Origin of the sequence: Streptomyces sp. NPDC056361 (genome assembly GCF_042262805.1) — a bacterium.
Lineage (GTDB): Bacteria > Actinomycetota > Actinomycetes > Streptomycetales > Streptomycetaceae > Streptomyces.
Window position 1 is genome coordinate 1 of the sequence record NZ_JBHJQI010000328.1, and the last position, 1031, is coordinate 1031.

Sequence of the window (1031 nt, forward strand, 5' to 3'; positions counted from 1 at the left end):
TGTGCCCACAGGCCCCAGCCGAGCGAGGTCGCGGCCAGCCCTCGCGCCCGCCGATGCTGCGCGAGCGCGTCCAGGAACGCGTTGGCCGCCGCGTAGTTGGCCTGCCCCGGCGACTCGAACGAACCCGCCGCGGACGAGAACAACACGAACGCCGCCAGATCAAGCCCACGCGTCAACTCGTGCAGATTCAAGACCGCGTCCACCTTCGGCCGGAACACACCCTCCAACCGCTCCGCAGACAGCGCCGAGACGACACCGTCGTCCAACACACCCGCCGTGTGCACCACTCCCGTCAACGGAGCCTCGACCGGAACCGAAGCCAACAGATCCGCCAACGCACCACGATCCGCCACATCACACGACGCGACACGCACCCGCGCCCCAAGAGCCGAGAGCTCCGCCTCCAACTCCGGCACACCCTCAGCGCACCGCCCCCGACGACCCACCAGAAGCAGATTCCGCACCCCGTGCTCCGCCACCAGCCGCCGCGCCACCAAACGACCCAAGGTGCCCGTACCACCGGTCACCAACACCGTGCCGTCCCGATCAAGAGCACGCGGCAACACCAACACGTTCTTACCCGTGTGCCTGCCCTGACTCATGTACCGGAACGCCGCCGGCGCATGCCGCACATCCCACGCCGTCAACGGCAACGGCGACAACACACCCCGCTCGAACAACCCGACCAACTCGGCCAACATCCGCTGGACGCGGTCGGCGGTGGCGTCGCTCAGGTCGAAGGCCTCGTAGGCGACCCCCGGGTGCAGGCGCGCGAGTTCCTCCGCGTCACGCACGTCGGTGCGGCCCATCTCGACGAAGCGGCCGCCGCGCGGCAGCAGACGCAGCGACGCGTCCACGAACTCGCCGGCCAGGGAGTTCAGGACGACGTCCACACCCCGGCCGCCCGTCGCGTCCAGGAACCGCTGCTCGAACTCCAGGGTCCTCGAACTCGCGACCCGGTCCCCCGCGACCCCGTTCGCCTCGACCGCCTCCCACTTCGCGGGGCTCGCGGTGGCGAACACCTCGGCGCC

At 70.1% G+C, this 1031-nt stretch carries 1 protein-coding gene; it reads right to left on the reverse strand.

The features are described from left to right. Positions 1-1031 (reverse strand): SDR family NAD(P)-dependent oxidoreductase (locus tag ACFCY7_RS40535; protein ID WP_376491093.1); only part of this gene is annotated, 1031 nt, incomplete at both ends.